13 protein-coding genes and 3 tRNA genes are annotated in these 15314 nt (G+C 26.9%); 11 read left to right on the top strand and 5 right to left on the bottom strand.

Features of this window, described 5'->3' with window-relative positions:
- On the top strand, positions 1-1209 hold the full coding sequence (locus LPB137_RS06020) for an NRAMP family divalent metal transporter (protein WP_076085750.1): 1209 nt from the start codon (positions 1-3) through the stop codon (positions 1207-1209).
- A 2-nt stretch (positions 1210-1211) separates the two neighbouring features.
- Here the strand turns inward: LPB137_RS06020 and LPB137_RS06015 are convergent, their stop codons facing one another.
- Positions 1212-2105 carry an aldose 1-epimerase family protein gene (locus LPB137_RS06015; RefSeq protein WP_076085747.1) on the bottom strand — a complete coding sequence of 298 codons (894 nt, stop codon included), beginning with the start codon at positions 2103-2105 and terminating at the stop codon, positions 1212-1214.
- A gap of 3 nt (positions 2106-2108) precedes the next feature.
- On the bottom strand, positions 2109-3398 hold the full coding sequence (locus LPB137_RS06010; protein WP_076085744.1) for a DEAD/DEAH box helicase: 1290 nt from the start codon (positions 3396-3398) through the stop codon (positions 2109-2111).
- 202 nt (positions 3399-3600) lie between these two features.
- Here LPB137_RS06010 and LPB137_RS06005 point away from each other — a divergent pair.
- The 5 genes from LPB137_RS06005 to LPB137_RS05985 all read left to right on the top strand — a co-directional run bounded on the left by LPB137_RS06005 (position 3601) and on the right by LPB137_RS05985 (position 5161).
- Positions 3601-3687, top strand: a tRNA-Leu gene (locus LPB137_RS06005).
- Between the two features lie 14 nt (positions 3688-3701).
- Positions 3702-3790: transfer RNA gene (locus tag LPB137_RS06000), tRNA-Ser, on the top strand.
- A gap of 56 nt (positions 3791-3846) precedes the next feature.
- A tRNA-Cys gene (locus tag LPB137_RS05995) sits at positions 3847-3922 on the top strand.
- A gap of 103 nt (positions 3923-4025) precedes the next feature.
- Positions 4026-4271 (top strand): nitrate/nitrite transporter NrtS, encoded by a 246-nt coding sequence (gene nrtS, locus LPB137_RS05990; RefSeq protein ID WP_083657146.1) that lies wholly within the window; start codon positions 4026-4028, stop codon positions 4269-4271.
- A 26-nt stretch (positions 4272-4297) separates the two neighbouring features.
- Entirely contained in the window at positions 4298-5161 is an 864-nt protein-coding gene (locus LPB137_RS05985; RefSeq protein WP_076085741.1) for a methyl-accepting chemotaxis protein, read from the top strand.
- A 125-nt stretch (positions 5162-5286) separates the two neighbouring features.
- Here LPB137_RS05985 and trxA read toward each other — a convergent pair whose 3' ends face one another.
- The 3 genes from trxA to LPB137_RS05970 form a co-directional block, all read right to left on the bottom strand.
- A complete protein-coding gene (gene trxA / locus LPB137_RS05980; protein ID WP_076085738.1) occupies positions 5287-5613 on the bottom strand; it encodes a thioredoxin in 327 nt (108 codons plus the stop codon).
- Positions 5614-5735: 122 nt separating this feature from the next.
- The gene (trxB, locus tag LPB137_RS05975; RefSeq protein WP_076085735.1) at positions 5736-6665 is read right to left on the bottom strand and encodes a thioredoxin-disulfide reductase; all 930 of its coding nucleotides are present in this window, start codon (positions 6663-6665) and stop codon (positions 5736-5738) included.
- Positions 6666-6690: 25 nt separating this feature from the next.
- Positions 6691-7287, bottom strand: coding sequence for a peroxiredoxin (locus LPB137_RS05970; RefSeq protein ID WP_076085732.1), 597 nt, complete (start codon positions 7285-7287; stop codon positions 6691-6693).
- 165 nt (positions 7288-7452) lie between these two features.
- On the opposite strand from LPB137_RS05970, the gene LPB137_RS05965 reads away from it, so the two are divergent.
- The 5 genes from LPB137_RS05965 (at position 7453) to LPB137_RS05945 (ending at position 15254) form a co-directional block, all read left to right on the top strand.
- A complete protein-coding gene (locus LPB137_RS05965) occupies positions 7453-10467 on the top strand; it encodes a diguanylate cyclase (protein WP_076085729.1) in 3015 nt (1004 codons plus the stop codon).
- Between the two features lie 68 nt (positions 10468-10535).
- The gene (locus LPB137_RS05960) at positions 10536-11291 is read left to right on the top strand and encodes a CHASE domain-containing protein (protein ID WP_076085726.1); all 756 of its coding nucleotides are present in this window, start codon (positions 10536-10538) and stop codon (positions 11289-11291) included.
- A 15-nt stretch (positions 11292-11306) separates the two neighbouring features.
- On the top strand, positions 11307-12926 hold the full coding sequence (locus LPB137_RS05955; RefSeq protein ID WP_076085723.1) for a PAS domain-containing sensor histidine kinase: 1620 nt from the start codon (positions 11307-11309) through the stop codon (positions 12924-12926).
- Between the two features lie 103 nt (positions 12927-13029).
- Positions 13030-13857: a phosphate/phosphite/phosphonate ABC transporter substrate-binding protein gene (gene phnD / locus LPB137_RS05950; protein WP_076085719.1), complete on the top strand. Its 828-nt coding sequence runs from the start codon at positions 13030-13032 to the stop codon at positions 13855-13857.
- Positions 13857-15254 carry a sensor histidine kinase gene (locus tag LPB137_RS05945; protein WP_076085716.1) on the top strand — a complete coding sequence of 466 codons (1398 nt, stop codon included), beginning with the start codon at positions 13857-13859 and terminating at the stop codon, positions 15252-15254. The genes phnD and LPB137_RS05945 overlap by 1 nt, the downstream gene beginning before the upstream one ends.
- Positions 15255-15314 lie beyond the last annotated feature (60 nt).

Genomic DNA, 15314 nt, shown 5'->3' with positions numbered 1-15314 from the left:
GTGAAAGAATTTTTAAAGAATTTTGGGCCTGGGATTATTATGGCTTCGTCAGCTGTTGGGGGATCGCATATTATTGCTTCTACACAAGCGGGAGCTTATTATGGATATCAATTAGCTTTATTTATTATTGTAGTAAATTTATTAAAATACCCATTTTATAGATTTGCTTTTGATTATAGTACTATTCATAATAAAACTTTACTTCAAGGTTATAGTGAAAAAGGAAATGCTTATTTATGGGTTTTTCTAGTTTTTAATGCCTTTGCTACAGTTGTGAATGTTGCAGGTGGAACACTACTTAGTGCAGTTTTATTAAAAATGCTAATACCACTTGATTTATCACTGCAAGTTTATAGTATATTTATACTTCTTACATATTTGTTTATACTTTATTATAAACAATATAAAGCCTTAGATAGTGTTTCTAAAATCATTATGCTATTTTTAAGTGTAGTGACTATCATAGCTTTAATTTTAGCCTTTACTCAAACAAATATGCAAGCAAAAGTTGATTTTATAGAACCAAATGCATTTCAAATAGCAGCAATTCCTTTTTTAATAGCACTTATGGGTTGGATGCCCTCACCTATGGAGCTTAGTGTTTCTGCTTCTATTTGGGTTGTTGAGAAAAACAAATTAAATCCTGAGTATAAGAGAAGAAGACTGATTGATTTTAATAGCAGTTATTTAATAACTATTGTTTTAGCTTTGATGTTTATGTCTTTGGGTGCATTAGTTCAATATGGACAAGATATAACGCCATTAAGTGGTGGAAAGTTTATCAATCAATTTATTGATATGTATGCTACTAGTATTGGAGAGTGGACAAGAGGCTTTATTACTTTTATAGCTTTTATTTGTTTATATGGAACTACTATTGTTGCTGTTGATGGATATTCTAGATGTAATCATCAAAGTATTGTTTTATTAAAAGATAAAACTGCCCAAGTTTTTTCACATAAAGCCTTACAATACTCTATGCTTTTTACAACTAGTGTTGCATTTATTGTAATACAATTTTTCAGCAGTTCAATTGGGAAAATGATACCATTTGCAATGACAGCTTCATTTATTTCAGCACCTGTATTTGCATATTTAAATTATAGTTTATCAAAGCAGTATGAAAAACCTACTTGGCTTACACTATTAGCTCTTTTAGGTTTAATATACTTAGCTTCAATGGTAGTAGTTTATTTTATATTTTTTTAAAATTAAATACTAATAAAATAAGAACTAGAAAAAGTATCATCTTTTTCTAGTTTGATTATTCCTTCTTTATCTTCAAGTTTTTGATTATGTTCAATAAAATCAGCAATTCCATGCCAAGGTTCAATACAAACAAAAGGTGCACCACTTGGTTTTGACCAAAGTCCTAAATGTGAAAAGCCTTCAAAATCCATTTGTATAAATTTATCATTTTTACTATTTTTTAGTTTTATTGTATTTAGCTTATTAGTTTTACTTTCTGTTTTGAAAATCAAAGCATCTTTTGTAAAAGTGTTTTTTGAAATTGCTAGTTTTTTATTTTCTATTATTACATCTTCTTTTTTAGATGAAATTCCATTTTCTAATAATGGTAATCTTTGTAAAGTATCATCTTCTAAAGCTTCAAACTCAAAGTAATAATCTTCTTGGCAATCATTTTTATCTTGTGTTAGAGGCCAATTAAAAGCTGGATGAGCGCCAATTGAGAAGTACATTTTGTCTTCTGATTTATTTAAAACATCATAAGATACTTTTAGTTTTTTGTCCTTAATTTCATAGCTAATATATAACTCAAAAGAAAAAGGATAGATTTCGAAACTTTTATCATCACTTTTTAATAAAAACTTTAAAGAGTTTTTATTTTGCTTTACAAGTAAAAACTCTTTATCTCTTGCAAAACCGTGCTGAGACATTGAATATTGTTTATTATTAAAAGTATAAGTATTATCTAATAGTTTTCCAACAATTGGAAATAATACAGGTGAGCTTCTATTCCAGAAATCAGGATTTCCCTGCCATAAATACTCAAGCTTATCTTCTAATAACACTAAGCTTTTAAGTTCAGCTCCAAAGCTATTTACTTCAATTTTTATTTCACTATTTTCTAAACTATAAATCATTTTTTAACTCGGTCTTTTAGTATTTGCTCTTGGATTTCTTCTTGGATTGTTTTTCTTGCTTTCTGGTTTTCTTCTATTTGAATTATTTCTATTGCCTGAATTAGAACCATTAGAACCTCTTGGAGTTTTTTTCTTTTGAATTGGTTCTGCTTTAATTCGTGGGTCTACTTCAAAGCCTTCAATTGGGACGTTTTTAATTGTTTTTTTAATTAGTTTTTCAATATCTTTTAAAAGACCTAATTCATCAATACAAACTAAAGAAATAGCTTCACCTTCGTTTCCTGCTCGACCAGTTCTTCCAATTCTGTGAACATAATCTTCTGCGATATTTGGTAACTCATAATTTACTACATGAGGCAGTTGGTCTATATCAATACCTCTAGCTGCAATATCAGTTGCTACTAATACTTTAATTTCAGATGATTTAAAATTAGCTAAAGCTCTTGTTCTTGCACCTTGTGATTTTCCACCATGAATTGCAGCTGCAGAGATTCCATCTTTTCCAAGTTGTTCTGCTAGTCTATTTGCTCCATGCTTTGTTCTTGTAAATACTAAAACTTGTTTCCATTTACCTTTTATAATAATTGTAGATAAAAGCTCTCTTTTTCTACTTTTATCAACACTGTGGATTACTTGTGACACAATTTCTGAAGAAGTGTTTCTTCTTGCAACTTCTATTAAAGTTGGTTTATTAAGAAGTCCATCTGCTAATTTTTTTATTTCATCTGAAAAAGTTGCAGAAAAAAGTAAATTTTGTCTATGTTTTGGTAAAAGTGCTAATACTTTTTTAATATCGTGAATAAAGCCCATATCAAGCATTCTATCAGCTTCATCAAGAACAAAGAACTCAACTCTACTTAAGTCTAAACAATCTTGGTTAACTAAGTCTAAAAGTCGTCCAGGAGTTGCTGTTAAAATATCTAAACCTTTTCTAATTGCTGCTTTTTGAGGATTAATACCAACTCCACCAAAAATAACTGCTGATTTAAAAGGAAGATACTTTCCATAAGTACTTACACTTTCGCCTACTTGTGCTGCAAGTTCTCTAGTGGGCGTTAAGATAAGTGCTCTAACATAAGGCTTACCTTTTGTTTTTCGCTCTCTCATTCTTTGTAATAAAGGAAGTGTAAAACCAGCTGTTTTACCTGTACCTGTTTGTGCACCTGCTAAAACATCTTTTTTTGTTAAAATAATTGGAATTGATTGCTTCTGAATTGGAGTTGGTTCTGTATAACCTTGCTCTTTAATAGCTTTTAAAATAGGATCACTTAATCCTAAGTTTGAAAATGACATATATTGTACCTTATAATTTGTTCTTGATTTTTGTATTATTTGTAGATTAATTATAAAGATTATACCCTACTTTACATAATAAATTGATTTTTTTAGAAATTTGCAAGAAAATAGTTGTTTTTAAAGTTAATTTTAAAGTTTATTTTATTATAATCCCACTCCAATTTAAGAAACATCAGTTTTTTAGATTCTACCAAATAGTGCGAGTGTGGCGGAATAGGTAGACGCGTTGGACTTAAAATCCAATTCCGGTTTCGGAGTGTCGGTTCAATTCCGACCATTCGCACCACTAATTATAAAAGTAGAGAGTTGCCAGAGTTGGTCGAATGGACCGGTTTTGAAAACCGGCGAGGTTCACGCCTCCGAGGGTTCGAATCCCTTGCTCTCTGCCACTTTTATTTACAACTAATCATTTTCTTTCCAATATAAAAATGATTTATCTAACATTGGAGCTATAGCAAAGCTGGTAATGCCCCGGATTGCAAATCCGGTATGCGTTGGTTCGAGTCCGACTAGCTCCTCCATTTTCTAAATTCAAATATTTAATTAAAAACTACAAAAATGTTCTAAACAAGTACTAAATAATTTTTATGATATACTCTAACAACTAAAAAAATAGGATACATTTTGAATAAACTACAACTAATAATTTCTATTGCTTCTAATAAAACACTATTATTAAAAGCCATAAAGATTGCTTTGTTTGTTGGAATTGTTCTAAATCTAATTAATCAAGGTGAAAAGATATTTATCTTAGCCTTTGAAGATATAAACTATTACAAATTTTTTTTAACATTTATTGTTCCTTTTAGTGTATCAATGTATACAGCAATTACAATGAAATTGAATTTGCATGTTGAGAAAAAGCAATGAAAAATAAGCTAAAGCAAGGATAAAAAGTGTCAATTGAAGAAATAGAATCAGAAGAGTTACAAGAATTAAAACGAAAAGCAGAACTTTTTGACAAATTAAATTTAAATGAGTCATTAAATATAGCTCAAAATATAACAAACAATGCAATAAAAGTAAATAGTGCTTCAAAAACAAGATTATCTGAAGTTGAAAATATTGAGCAGTTAGTAAATATTTTTATTAATCATTCAAATGAAATACAAACTATGTCCGATGATTCTTTAAATTCTGCAAAATTAGCATCACAAGAAAGTACAAGTGTTATAACTTTAGTTCAAGAACTATTTGACCTAATTAATAATATGTCAAAAGCCATAGACGAGTTTTCATATACAATTGAAGAGTTAAATGAAAAAAACAATTCAATTACAGATTTAGTAAAAGTGAACGATAAAATATCAATGCAAACAAATCTATTAGCTATAAATGCTGCTATTGAAGCATCTAAAGCAAAAGAGTTTGGAAGAGGTTTTGCTATTGTTGCAACTGAAGTTAAAAAACTAGCTGCTTCATCAAAAGAATCCACACTAAATATTGGAAATGAAATAGATAACATCAAAAAAATGACAAGTTCAGTAACAAATAAAAATGAAGATATTCAAGTTTTAGTAAAAAATAGTGTAGAAATTTCTAAAGATGCTATATTAAAACTTAAAAATCTTATTGAAGTAGCAAATCAGAATAGTGAAAATTCTAATACAATATTATGTAATGTAAACCAACAATTACAAAGCTCAGATACAATTAAAAATAAAATCCATAATGTAGTTGAAGATACTAGAAAAGCTATAAACGGTTCACAGACAAATATTCAATTAGGGCAAGCACTTATTTCAAATTTAGAAAAATAGAACAATTAATATCATTAGCATATAATGAAGTGTTAAAAATGTATATCACTAAAAAAAGAAATTACATTTGTTTCAGTTAAACTTCATTATATAAAAACTACTATGAATTTCAATTATTAAAATAATTATTTATTAATTAATGAATTAATCTTTTCTGTAAGAACTTCTTTATTAGCAGATGTACCAATTACTTGATCTATTACTTCACCATTTTTAATAAAAATAATTGTTGGTATTGATCTTACACCATATTTAACTGTTAAGTCTTGTTGTTCATCTGCATTTACTTTACAAATATTTGCTTTTCCATCAAAATCAACTGCAAGTTGATCAATAATTGGAGATATCATTTTACAAGGTCCACACCATGGAGCCCAGAAGTCTACTAGTGATACACCTTCTTTTACAGTTGCATCAAAATTTTCATTTGTTAATTCTATATATTTACTCATTATTTTATTCCTTAAAATAGTCCCTATTTTTATGAGACTTTACTTATGTTAGCTTCTTATTCTAATGAAAATAAATTCAATTTAAAGAAGCAAATCCTAAAAAGAGTTATTAAAAACTCTTTTTATCCTACGTATTCAATAATATCTACAGCAGCAGTAGCACCGTCACCTGCTGCACATACAACTTGTTTAGCAGCGTCTATTCTTACATCACCAGCTGCATAAATTCCTGGAACATTTGTTCTCATTTTTAAGTCAACTATTATTTCACCTTGCTCATTTACATCACAAAGGAAAGTTCCATCTTCTTGTTTAAATGGTTCATTTAATACATCTCTACCTACAAAGACAAATACACCAGGTACATTTAAGTCTCTAATTGTTCCATCAATTTTTGATTTAACTTTTAGACCAGTTACACCCATATTATCACCATATACTTCTTCTACATCTACATTTGTAACTTCTTCAATATTATCACGAGCTTTCATATGCTCAATCGTAGATGGAGCTGCTCTATAAGTATCACGTCTATGAACTAAATAAACTTTTGAACAAATCTTTGAAAGGTAAACGGCTTCTTCTAAAGCAGAATCACCCCCACCTATAAGTGCTACTTCTTTCCCTTTATAGAAAAAACCATCACAAGTTGCACAAGTTGAAATTCCTCGACCAAAGAATTCATTTTCACCTTTAAATCCAGCACGTCTTGGAACAGAACCTGTTGCTAATAAAACAGATTTTGACTCTTGTTGTTTTCCATCTGCTGTAATAATAGTAAAAATATCACCATCTTTAACTACTGTTTTAACTTGATTCATTTCATGCTTTAAACCAAACTTTAAAGCTTGAGCTGGCCAGTTTTCCATAAGTTCCATACCTGTCATAACCTTACCTTGTCCTGGATAATTTTCTATCTCTGAACTCCCTGTAATTTGACCACCTGGCATACCCATTTCAAACATAGTTACATTTTGTAAACCACCTCTTGTTGCATATAAACCTGCTGTTAATCCTGCAGGTCCTCCTCCAATAATTGCTAAATCTAACATTATGTATTCCTTTTAAAAGTGTATTCTATAAATTATTTTCATTGTTTGCTAAATACTCAGCAACACCTTCAGTTGATGCTTTCATACCTTCATCACCTTTTGCCCAACCTGCAGGACAAACTTCACCATTTTCATTTGTAAAAATCATTGTATCAACCATTCTAATCATTTCATCAATGTTTCTTCCAAGTGGTAAATCATTAATTGTTGAATGTCTAACTGTTCCATCTGAATCAATTAAAAAAGATCCTCTTAAAGCTACTTCATCATTAAGTAATACATCATAATCACGTGCAATTTGTTTTGATAAATCTGCAACCATTGGAAACTCTACTCTACCAATTCCACCCATTTCAACAGGTGTTTCTCTCCATGCAAAATGAGAGAATTGTGAATCTACTGAACAACCTATTACTTGAATACCTCTTTCTTCAAAATCTTTAACTCTTTTTGAAAAAGCAATGATTTCTGAAGGACATACAAATGTAAAATCTAAAGGCCAGAAAAATAATACTGCACCCTTTTCACCAATATTTTCATATAAATTAAAATCTTCTACAATTTGACCATCTGCTAATACAGCTGTTGCTGTGAAATCTGGAGCTTTTTTTGTTACTAACATTTTTTTTCCTTTGATATTTTTTATTATTGATGGAAGTTTACCATTTTATTCTTAAAGTTTTATTAACAATATTTATTTAAAGATAATTATTATCCTTTGTGATTAGAAAATGTTTTATTTTTTATAATTTAGTATAAAAAGAGTAAACTTATTAAAAGGATTAAATTGAATTTATTTAAAAAAATATTTTTACTATTATTTATCTTTCTTAGTTTAATTTTAAATGCAACAGAAATAAAAAAATTAAAGTTGCAATTACAATGGAAACATCAATTTGAATTTGCAGGATTTTATGCTGCAAAAGAAAAAGGCTTTTATAAAGATATTGGTGTAGACTTAGACTTTATTGAGTATAAAGCAGATGACAATATTGTTTCTAATGTTTTAAATAAAAAGGCTAATTTTGGAGTTACTTATTCTTCTTTAATAGCTGAATATATAAATGGTAAACCTGTAATATTTCTTGCAAATTATCTAAAACAATCGCCGTTAGTTCTAGTTACACAAAAAAAAATAAAAACACTTTCAGATCTAAAAAACAAAAAAGTAATGGGTGTATCTAATAATATCGATACTATTATTTTAAAACTGATGCTTCAAAAAGCAGGAGTCTCTTTATCTAATATAGATTTTATTGGTACATCTTTTGATACTAAAAAGTTTATAAATAAAGAAATAGATGCAATGGCTGTGTTTACAACAAATGAAATATATAAATTAGATGAACTTGGTATTAAATATAATATCTTTAATCCATCTTTATACGGATATGAAAATTATGATGTGAATCTTTTTACATCAAAAGAATTCTTAAAAAATAATACAACTCTTGTAAAAGAATTTAAAGAAGCTTCTAATAAAGGATGGAAATATGCTTTAGAAAATAAAGAAGAAATTGTAGAACTGATTTTAAAAAAATATAATACTCAAAATAAAACTAAAAAAGAACTTTTATTTGAAGCTGAACAAATTGAACAGTTAATGCTTACAAAAACCTATCCTATAGGACAAATTGATGTTGCAAGAGTAGAGTTTTTATCAAAAAATTTTATGCAAGCAGAATTAGTAAGTAGTATGAAAGATGTAGACTTTAAAGACTTTATATTTCAATCAGATGATATAACTTTATCAAATGAAGAAAGAGAGTTTTTAAATAATAATCCTGTAATAAAAGTTTATATGGATTATTCATATCCACCCTACTCATTTATTAAAAATGATAAATTAAATGGTTTCTCTGTTGAATATGCTGATTTACTATCAAAACTTTTAGGTGTAAAATTTGAATATACAAAAACAATGACTTGGAACAGTGCCTTAGAGAACCTTAAAAATAAAAATATTGATATGATAGGACAAATGGTAAACACAAAAATAAGAAGAGAGTTTGCTATTTTTAGTCAAGACTATTATGATTATTTTACAGGAATAATAGTAAGAAAAGAAAATAGTCATTTAACTAGTCTATCTTTATTAAATAATAAAACTGTAGGTGTTGTAAAAGGATACCTTGAAGAAGAAATTTTAAGAAAACATTATCCTAATATTAAAATAAAAACTTACAAAGACAATCACCAAGTAATAAATGCATTATTAAATAAAGAGTTCGATGCCTCAATTGGTATATATGAAGTAATAGAATATACGATTAATAATATGGATTTAAGAAATAAATTACTTAGTATTCCCATGAGAATAGAACCTGTTTTTCGAATAACAAAAGAAGCTTTTGGAATAAGAAAAGATTGGACTTTATTACAATCAGCTTTAAATAAAACAATAAATCTAACGAAAATACAAAGAGATGAACTAGAGAAAAAGTGGTTATCAAAAGAAAGACATAAAGAAATAATACCGTTTTCAAAAGAAGAAAAAGAGTATTTATCCACTAAAAAATTTATAAGCATGTGTGTAGACCCAAATTTCCTTCCGTACGAAAGTATTGATACAAAAAGCAAGTATATTGGTATTGGTGCAGATATAATGAATCTAGTTTCCAAATCAATTGATAAACCAATAATATTAATTCCAAGTAAAACATGGAAAGAGTCGCTAGAAAATATTAAAAATAATAAATGTGATATTCTGCCAATGGCTACAAAGACTAGAAGTAGAGAAGCTTATATGAACTTTACTAAACCTTATATTATTGATTCATTAGCCGTTGCAACAAAAACAGAACAGTTTTTTATAAAAGATAGTAAAGCTCTTTCAAATCATAATATAGGAGTTATAAATGGATACTCAACTGTAGAATTATTAAAAAAAAGTAATCCAAATATAAATATTGTAAAAGTTGAAAGTGCTGAAGAAGGACTAAGAAAAGTACAAGAAGGTGAATTATTTGGGTATGTGGATGCCTTGTCTGCTATTGCATATGCGATACAAAAATATGGGTTTGTAGATTTAAAAGTTGCTGGTAGATTAGAATTTGATCAACAACTTAGTCTTGCTTCAAAAAAAGAGGAAGCACTTCTTAATACTATTATGCAAAAAACGTTAAATAATATAGGTGATGAAAAGATAAGAACAATTATAGGTAAATGGATAGCCATTCAAATTGAGCAATCTATTGATTATAAAAAAATCATATTGATTACTTTGTTTTTTGTAATTGTCTTATCTTTAGTTATGCATAGAAATAGAACTATTAATAAGTTAAATAAAAAGCTAGATGAAAAGAACAAACAACTTGAAGAACTTTCAATTAGAGATAATTTAACAAAACTTTTTAATAGAAATAAATTAGATGAAGTTTTATCACTTGAAGTAAATAGAGCAAATAGATACAAAACAAGTTTTGGAATAATAATGATTGATATTGATTATTTTAAAAAAGTAAATGATGTATATGGTCATCAAATGGGAGATGTTGTACTTAAAGAAGTTGCAAATATTATAAAGTCTAATTCAAGAAAAACTGATACTGTTGGAAGATGGGGTGGTGAAGAATTTTTAGTAGTTTGTGCAGATACAAATTTAGAAGGCATAAATCAACTTGCAAATAATATAAAAAAAGAAATAGCTTCTTATTCTTTTTCAATAAATGAACAAAAAACAGCTAGTTTTGGAATTGCAGTTTATAAAAAAAATGAAGATATTTATTCTTTAATTAAAAGAGCTGATGATGCACTATACAAAGCAAAAGATAATGGTAGAAATAGGATTGAAATCCTATAGTCAAGTTTAAAACTAAATATTTACTAGTTTTATTGTTTTAAGATATAATAAACCTTACAAGGATTCAAATGATAGATAGTTTTAGAGAAAAAAGACCTTTAATAGTTTTTATTCTGACATTTACGTTTATATTTTCAACATTAATTAGTTTTTACATGTTTTATAAAGAAAAAGAAGAGACAAGAACTTCAAAAAAAGCAAATCTATTAATGTTAAATATTGTTAACGAAATACAATCAAAAATATCACAAGGAATTACAGTTATAGATTCTCAAATTGTATTACTTAAACAAAATAACTACAATACAAAAAATTTTGATATTTGGGCAAAAAATCTTATGAAAGGGAAAGACGCATTAGCTTGTATACAAATAGCTAAAGATGGTATTGTGTCAAATGTTTATCCATATGAAGCACATAAAACAGCTATGGGACATAATTTATTAGAAGATAAAAGAAGAGATGATAGTGCCTTGTTAGCTATAGAAAAAAGAGAGATAATATTTGTAGGTCCTGTAAAACTAATGCAAAATGAGAAATATGCCCTAATTGCAAGAAAACCTATTTTTATAAATAATAACCAAAAAGAAAAGTTTTGGGGCTTTTCTATAGTAATACTTTATGTAGATGGGATTATGAAATCATTAGAAGAAAAAATCATAAAAAATGGCTTTGAATATAAACTTGAAGGCTTTAATCCTGATATGACAAATAGGCCTTTACTTTCAAAAAGTAAAAACTTTACAGAAGAAAACTCTCTTAAATTTGAAGTTGTAGTGCCAAATGGCAAATGGATTTTTCATTTACAAAATAGTGAAAAATAAAGGAATTTATATAATATGATATATATTTTAATAACATTAATTTCTTTCTTATTTGCATGGCTTGCTTACAAAAATGAAAAGCTAACTTTAAAAAACAATGAAATTTTAGAAAACTATAATAGTGCTTTAGAAAATGCACTAAAAAAAAGGACTCAAGCTTTAGAAGATAGTGAATTTAGATGGAAGTTTGCTGTGGATGGAAATGGTGATGGTTTATGGGATTGGAATATAAAAACAAACGAAGTATATCTTTCGAAAAGATGGAAGGAAATGCTTGGATATGAAGAAAGTGAAATAGAAAATAGTTTTCATGAATGGGAAAAAAGAGTTCATCCAAAAGATATAGTTCAAGTTTTAAAAGATGTAAATAATCATCTAGAAGAAAAAACCAGTTCTTATAAAAATGAGCATAGAATACTTTGTAAAAATGGAAAGTATAAATGGATTTTAGACCGTGGTATCATAGTTCAAAGAGACGAAGAAGGAAAACCTATTAGGCTTATTGGAACTCATACAGATATTGATGAAAGAAAACTGTTTGAACAAAAAATATTAGAACAAAAGAAAGAATTCGAAACAATATTTAAAACAATTAAAGATGGTATTGCAATTATTGATTTAGATACTAAATTTGTTAATTGTAATCAAGCTTTTATTGATTTACTTGGTTATTCTTTAGAAGAACTATTACAAAAAAATTGTTTTGATTTAACTATTGATGAAGATAAAGAAAACTATAAAGAAGCTATTAATAATGCTATTAATAATATTTCTGTTGATAATATGGAAAAATCTTGCATCACAAAAAAAGATAAGCATATTACTGTTCATGTAAGTATTGCATTATTACCAGATAAAAAGCATCTAATCTTATCATTAAGAGATATAAGTAATATTAAACTTTTAGAAGAGCAATCTAAATTAGCTTCAATGGGAGAGATGATAGGTAATATTGCACATCAGTGGCGACAGCCACTTTCTGTTATTTCTACAAGTGCTAGTGGAATGATAGTGCGATCAGATTTAGGAATGGATTTAAATGAAGATGATATATTAAGGTCTTCAAAAAATATATTAAAACAAGCACAGTATCTCTCTGATACTATTGATAACTTTAGGGACTTTTTAAAAGCAGATAAAAGTCATTCTAAAATCAGTCTTTACGATGTTATGCAATATACTTTTTCTTTAATAAATGCAAGTATATCAAACAACTATATTACTTTTGTAAGTAATATTGATAAAGACTTATATATTTATGGAAGTAGAAATGAACTAAGTGAAGCCTTTATAAATATAATTAATAATTCAAAAGATGCTCTTAAAACAAATATAAAAGATACAGATGATAGATTTATATTTGTAGACGTAAAAGAAATTGAAAATGATAAAATTGAAATAAGCTTCAAAGATAGTGGAAAAGGAATTCCAAATTCCATTATTAGTAGAGTATTTGAACCATATTTCACATCAAAACACCAATCTATTGGAACAGGGTTAGGACTTGCGATAGTTTCTAAAATTATAAAAGAAAGACATTCTGGAATAATTACTGTGAAAAATGAAGAATATGAATATAATAACAAACTTTATAAAGGAGCTTGTTTTAAAGTAATTCTAAATAAAACATCTTAAACATAATTAATTAACTTAAGTCCTAATTTAGTCTTTTTATATTTACTTATGATATACTCCTTATAATAAATAATTTTTACAATCTTTGTTTTAAGGATAAAAAATGAAAAAAACTTTAAAAATAATTTTCTTTATTCTCTCAATATTTATGATTACAACTGTTTTTGCAATAGATATAAAATTTGGTGTTTATACTTCTGATAAGGCTTCTGTAATGTATAAACAGTTTAAACCTATAATTAATTATCTAGAAAAAGATGCAAAAAAACAAGGCCTAGACTTAAAAATATCCATTAAAATTTATCCTACTTATGAAAGTGCACAAGAAGGGATTATCAAAGGTAATTATGACTTTGCTCGCTTTGGTCCCGCGAGTTATATTTTGGCTAAGAAAAAAAATAAAGAGTTAAAACTACTTGTAAAAGAAGAACATAAAGGTAAAAAAGTTTTTAACGGAGTGTTTATTGTTAATAAAAATTCTGATATTAAATCTTTAGAAGATTTAAGAGGTAAAAGTTTTGCATTTGGAGATAAACGTTCAACAATTGGAAAATATCTTGCACAGAATGAAATGCTTAAAGTAGGAATTAATTCAAAAGATCTAAAAAACTATGAATACTTAGGTCGACATGATAAAGTAGCATTAGCTGTTGCAAATGGTAATTTTGATGCAGGTGTAATAAAAGAAAGTACTTATAAAAAATATAAAGATAGAGGTTTAAAAACTATTTACAGTTTTGAAAATATTACAAAACCATGGTTAGTAAAAGCAGGAATGGATAATGAGATTTATAGTTTTTTAAAAAAATCTTTATTAAAATTAAAAGATAAAAAAATACTAAAATCTCTTAAAAAAACTGGATTCTTAGAGGTAGATGATGAAGACTATGCCCTTGTAAAAAAGAGTATGGATAATTCATCTAAATTTTAATGAAACTAACATTTAAAATAACATCAATAGTTCTTGTTACTGTGATGTCTTTATTATTGTTTTTTGGTTTTTTTATAATAAAAGATGAAAAAGAATTTTTACAGTATCTTCAAAATAAGCAAGGTAAAGCAATAGTAAATACTATTTCAATATCTATTGTTGATGCTGTATTATTAAAAGATTATCCAGCTATTGATACAATTGTAGAAAATACTTTAAAAGCCTATAAAGATATATCTTCTGTACGAGTGGTTATAAATAACAAAATAGTATCTCAAGTTTATAATAAAGGTTTAACTGAAGATGAGAAGAGTTTATTTAAATCTAATGTTGTAATTGATGGAGAAATATTAGCAAGAGTTGTTTCAGAAATCTCAAATTCTGAAAATACAAAAATAGTAAATAAAAGAATCCAAACTATAATTATTATATCCCTTCTTATTACAAGTCTTTTAATAGTGATTTTGATTTTAATAGTAAAATATTTCCTAATTAGTAAAATCAACTTTATATCTAATAGTACAAGTAAAATAAATATTAATAGCTTACATAAACTAATAAAAATAGATACAAAAGATGAATTTAAAGATTTAGCTGAAAATATAAATGAAATGACTAAACAATTAGAAAAAGAAATAGAAGATAATAAAATCAAAACTAAACTTCTTGCAGAACAATCAAAGATGGTGAGTATGGGTGAGATGATAGGAAACATAGCTCATCAATGGAGACAACCATTATCGATAATTTCTACAAGTGCAAGTGGAATGATGCTCAAATCTGAAATGGAAATGGAATTTACAAAAGAAGATATACTAGGGTCTTCAAAAACAATTCTAAATCAGACCAAATATCTTTCAAATACAATTGATAATTTTAGAGATTTTTTAAAAGGTGACAAGAGTCATTCCTTAATAAAACTAAGTGATGTTATTCAATATACTATTTCTATTGTAAATGCAAGTATTTCAGACAACTTTATTACATTAATAGATAATACAGATAAAAACTTATCTATTTATGGAAGTAGAAATGAACTAAGTGAAGCCTTTATAAATATAATTAATAATTCAAAAGATGCTCTTAAAACAAATATAAAAAATACAGATGATAGGTTCATTTTTATAGATGTTAAAGAAATTGAAAATGAAAAAATTGAAATAAGTTTTAAAGATAGTGGTGGTGGAATTCCAAATTCCATCATAAATAGAGTATTTGAACCATATTTCACATCAAAACACCAATCTATAGGAACAGGATTAGGACTTTCAATGGCTTCAAAAATAATAAAAGAAAGACATTATGGATTAATTACTGTAAATAATGAAGAATACAAATATAATAAAAAGCTTTATAAAGGAGCATGTTTTAAAGTAACTCTTAATAAAGAGTCTTAGTAATTTATCAAGCTATAACTCTTCATATCATATAATCGCGAAATTAAAACCTTAATAATA

Source organism: Poseidonibacter parvus (genome assembly GCF_001956695.1).
In the GTDB taxonomy this organism is placed as follows: domain Bacteria; phylum Campylobacterota; class Campylobacteria; order Campylobacterales; family Arcobacteraceae; genus Poseidonibacter; species Poseidonibacter parvus.
Note: the sequence above shows the minus strand (reverse complement) of the source record. Positions and strands in the feature narration are given on the sequence as shown.